The organism is Phyllobacterium sp. P5_D12, assembly GCF_054049495.1.
In genome coordinates this window covers 1-4,291 of record NZ_JBFUMG010000391.1, presented here as the reverse complement: position 1 = coordinate 4,291, position 4,291 = coordinate 1, and the positions used below count along the sequence as shown (strand labels likewise).

At 52.5% G+C, this 4,291-nt stretch carries 5 protein-coding genes; 4 read left to right on the top strand and 1 reads right to left on the bottom strand.

The features are described 5' to 3' along the window. The 4 genes from ACXJ5O_RS20140 to ACXJ5O_RS20125 form a co-directional block, all read left to right on the top strand. Nucleotides 1–379 (top strand): ATP-binding cassette domain-containing protein (locus ACXJ5O_RS20140; protein ID WP_457301442.1); only part of this gene is annotated, 379 nt, incomplete at its 5' end. Then, entirely contained in the window at nt 376–1,698 is a 1,323-nt protein-coding gene (locus tag ACXJ5O_RS20135; RefSeq protein ID WP_457301441.1) for an ABC transporter permease, read from the top strand. The genes ACXJ5O_RS20140 and ACXJ5O_RS20135, both read left to right, overlap by 4 nt. 69 nt (nt 1,699–1,767) lie before the next feature. Beyond that, nucleotides 1,768–2,700 carry a substrate-binding domain-containing protein gene (locus ACXJ5O_RS20130; protein ID WP_457301443.1) on the top strand — a complete coding sequence of 311 codons (933 nt, stop codon included), beginning with the start codon at nt 1,768–1,770 and terminating at the stop codon, nt 2,698–2,700. 183 nt (nt 2,701–2,883) lie between these two features. After that, nucleotides 2,884–3,276 (top strand): hypothetical protein, encoded by a 393-nt coding sequence (locus ACXJ5O_RS20125; protein ID WP_224515095.1) that lies wholly within the window; start codon nt 2,884–2,886, stop codon nt 3,274–3,276. A gap of 367 nt (nt 3,277–3,643) precedes the next feature. On the opposite strand, the gene ACXJ5O_RS20120 is transcribed toward ACXJ5O_RS20125, so the two are convergent. Next, complete coding sequence (locus ACXJ5O_RS20120; RefSeq protein WP_457301440.1) at nt 3,644–4,057, bottom strand: DoxX family protein; 414 nt, start codon at nt 4,055–4,057, stop codon at nt 3,644–3,646. Between the last annotated feature and the right edge of the window lie 234 nt (nt 4,058–4,291).

Here is a 4,291-nt window from a genome sequence, read left to right as displayed (position 1 = left end):
GATCAAGGCTATGCGCGTTCGGTGCCAAGGCCCGGATCAACAGATCGATGAACTGAGTGGCGGAAATCAGCAAAAGATCGTTCTTGGCAAATGGCTCGAAACAAATCCAAGGGTTGTCTTGCTTGATGAGCCGACGCGCGGGATCGATGTTGGGGCGAAGGACGAGATCTATGATCTTTTGAGAAAGCTTGCCCAGTCAGGGGTGGCCATCGTGATGGTCAGTTCGGAACTGCCGGAACTGCTGGCGCTTTCAAACCGGATTCTCGTTATGCGCGAAGGCAGGGCGGCGGGCATAATTGAGAGCCATGAGTTCTCAGAAGAACGGGTAATGGAGCTTGCGACACCCTTGGGGAATGCACTCACGGGAGAGGCTGCATGACGAATACAAGCGAGCAGATCATGCAATCATCAAACAGCGCTGAACGATTGAAGAGCGTTCTCAAGTCCACAAAGCTTTATTGGGGACTGGCATTGATCTTTTTGGTTGGTGTTGTTTCCTCGCCCGTCTCATCAAAAGGTCATAACATCTTCTTGTCGTTCGGAAATCTTTCCGACGTATTCAGACAAATCTCCGTTACCGGCATCACCGCGGTAGGGATGACGCTGGTTATTCTGATCGCGGGAATTGATCTTTCTGTTGGCTCAGTGCTGGCTTTGGGGTCTGTAGTCTGCGCCATGCTCTTGACCAACGAAGGCTGGTCTTCTGCTTATCTACTAGGTGTCCCGGCGATATTTCTGTTGGCGTTTTTAGTCGTGTTTGGCGTTCTCAGCTTCGGAACAAAGTTGCAGCGAAGGGCTACACTCGACGCAGGCACGAACCCGCCGGCCATCTCAAAACTGCTGCTGGGCATTGCCGCAGCAGCTGCTCTTGTCCTGGCATTTGGGGTGGCATTGACTTCGGAAGGGAAGGCAGGGGTTCTCCTCGTTCTCTTGGTCGTGCCAGCAGTCGGTTTCATGCTTGGTACTATCAACGGATTGATTATCGTCGGGGGCCGGTTGCAACCCTTCATAGTCACCTTGGCCATGATGGTTGCCGGATTAGGAATCGCACGATTGACTGCCGGCCAAAACACTGCCGTCTGGCCTGTCTATACGGGAAGCAATGCCACGGAAGATTTCGAGGCGCTGCGCTCGTTGATATTCGGGATCATCCCGGTCCCGGGTGTCATCTTTGCCAGCATAATCGTCCTTTTCTGGGTAATCCTGAAATTCACGAAATTTGGGCGCTATGTGTACGCAATCGGAGGAAACGAAGAAGCTGCCCGCTTGGCCGGTGTGCCTGTCTGGCGTGTAAAGATCACCGTCTATKCCATATCGGGTTACCTGGCTGCCCTAGCCGGTATTCTTTATGTTGCGCAGTATCGGCAGGGAAAGCCGGATGCCGGGACGGGACTTGAGCTCGATGCCATCGCGGCCGTTGTCATTGGCGGTACAAGCCTAATGGGCGGGCGAGGGTCGATGATCGGCACGCTCGTTGGTGTACTGATATTCGGGTTTCTCAGCAATATCCTCCAACTCAACAACATCGACAGCAACACCCAGCTTGTTCTGAAGGGCGCGATCATCATCATCGCTGTTCTTCTCCAGGAGCGGCGTTCCAGCGGATGGTTGTTCTTTCTGTCGCAACTCCGGGCGCGCGATCTGATCGACAAATCCGGGCCAAATAAAATCAAGAATCCGCGAGAACCGGGCGACTAACTCACGGCAGTTAAACCCAAAGGGAGAGAAAAAATGAGCATTAACCGCAGACAATTTGCAAAATGGGCCATGGCGACAGCCTTGATCGCGCCGCTCGCATTTAACGTGTCCGTCGCAGGTGCGAAGGATAAGTATGTGATCGGCTTCAGCCAGACGACAACCGTCGAGCCTTGGCGCGTCCAGTTCAACAAAGACCTCGAGGCTGAGGCCAAGAAGCACGCCCATGTCGAACTCCTCGTTGCGGACGGGCAGGACAAGACGGAAAAACAGGTCGCTGACGTTGAAAACTTCATTCGTCAGGAAGTTGATGCGATTTTGATTTCTCCGAAGGAGTCTGCAGGTCTCACAGGCGTTGTCGAGAAAGCTATGGATGCAGGAATTCCGGTCATAGTACTGGACCGCAACGTCGATACAGAAAAGTATACCCAGTGGATCGGTGGCGATAATGTCGTCATCGGGGAAGCGGCGGGTAAGTATGCGGTCGAACTCCTTGGCGGCAAGGGCAAAGCCAAGGGTACAGTCGTCGAAATTTGGGGCGGGCTCGGCACTCAAGCCAGCCACGATCGCAGTAATGGCTTTCACAAGAACACCGACGTTGAGCCCGGGATCAAGTACCTTCTCGACAAGCAGTCAGGCGACTGGAAGCAGGATCAGGCCTATAACATCATGGCGACTGCGCTGCGCAATCATGAAGACATAACGCTCGTCTACGGTCACAATGATCCCATGGCTTATGGCGCCTACCTGGCCGCAAAGGACGCCGGCCGCGAGAAGAACATTCTCTTTATCGGCGTGGATGGCCTACCGAACGAAGGCGTTCAATGGGTGAACAAAGGAGAGTTGGCCGCAACATTCCTTTACCCAACCCCCGGGGCCGAAGGTTTGCGTCAGGCTCTAAAAGTGCTTGCAGGCGAGAAAGTGGAAAAGAAGATCGTCCTGGATACGCAAGCCATTACCAAGGAAAATGCTCCTGAGATACTGAAAGCCAACGGGCTACAATAATCATAAGAAAACGGCAGGTCGCGCTCAATGTGCGGCCTGTCAATATTTACCCTACCCTTCGTTTTTACGTCGAATTCTATTTTATCGCAGAAATATAGTGGTAAAATATATCGGTCGATCACGATCATGTTCCGTACTGCAACTGATTCTGATCTTGTGGCATTGAAGGGCAGGAGTAACGAAATGAACGTTTTCAAACCTCTCGCAGTCACTACCGCACTTCTGATTTGTCTTTCTACTCAATCCAAAGCAGAACCGCTGAAAACGATGGACGATGTAGGGCGCGCTATAGACACGTGCTGGCAAGCACCGTCCGACACCACGGGCTCCGTAACCTTGAGCTTCAGCTTCAAACGTGATGGAACGCTGATCGGCAAGCCGCGGCCAACGAGCATCGCCATCGACGGAGACGACAAGGTTCGCCAGCAATTCATTGCATCGGCAATCGATGCGCTGAGCAGTTGTACGCCGCTGACTTTTTCGTCGGGACTCGCCGCAGGTATCGCAGGGCAAGTATTCACCATGCCATTCACTGCGCCGAAAGATTCGTCTGGTCCGATGGTCACCACGCAGTGATCTTCATCTGCGGGGTACATGCCTGCGTTATCTGGCATCACAGATCAAGGGGCTTCGCTTACCAATCCGGCATTTGGAGTATGCCCGGCCTTAGCCGTATCCATGAAACTTGTACCCACCAGCCAGCATGCCCCGAGAACCAAGACAAATAGAATCGCAAGTATCAGAAAGTCCCGAGGTTCAAGCTGTCTGTGGTGAGTTCCACGCATTTGATTGCCATCATGTTGACTGTGCTCGCTAAACCCTAAGTAGATTGACTTAAATTTGAGTTAAAGTTGCGTGAAGTATTTGCGTTGCTATAAAGGGATTGCAGAAACGACTTCTGGCATCAGCCCAGAAGCAAACAATCTTGGTTCTTGACGTTGGGCTAACGGATGAAGCCAATCAGCGATCGGACACGAACATCGCGCAGGTACAAGCCGCCCCAGACCATCAGACCGAGATAGACGCCAAACAACAGATGACTAAAGATGGGGCTGCCGACACGCAGTTGTGTGGCGATGGCTCCGCCAAGGTAGCCCGTCAAAAGGATTGCGCCGAGAACCGAAGTTCGCGGAAATGCGTAAAGCGCTGTGCAGGCGAGGCCGAGAACTCCCAGACCTCGCGCAAGACTGACGCTGTCCGGATATCCCAGTTGAGCATTGGTTTGCATGACGATGTCCAGCGGTACCAGTTTTATGATGCCGTCGAAGAGCATGAACAAGATGACGAGGCCGCTGAGAACGCGACCAGCCCAAACTGCTTTGTTTGAGACAGTTGCTGTCTGTGAAGTGAATTCCATAATGTCGTCCTCCAATGGTTGAAATGGTTCAAGATTTCACCAAGGACGAGCCGGGTATGACTGTCCCGACAGCTCCGCCCGAATATTTTTTCCGGCTGCTCGGTTGTATCAATTTTGAAGTTTCAATTTAATAGATTGACAAGGGGCACGCGTTATAACGCCGATATGGAAAAAGCACCGAATTACTATGTCATCGGCCTTGCTAGCATGTTGGTGCTGTGGACATCAATATTG

Bases quoted from the DNA above. Each gene is read 5' to 3' on its own strand.
- ACXJ5O_RS20130 (WP_457301443.1), top strand. From the start codon at position 1,768: ATGGCGACAGCCTTGATCGCGCCGCTCGCATTTAACGTGTCCGTCGCA.
- ACXJ5O_RS20125 (WP_224515095.1), top strand. From the start codon at position 2,884: ATGAACGTTTTCAAACCTCTCGCAGTCACTACCGCACTTCTGATTTGT.
- ACXJ5O_RS20120 (WP_457301440.1), bottom strand. From the start codon at position 4,057: ATGGAATTCACTTCACAGACAGCAACTGTCTCAAACAAAGCAGTTTGG.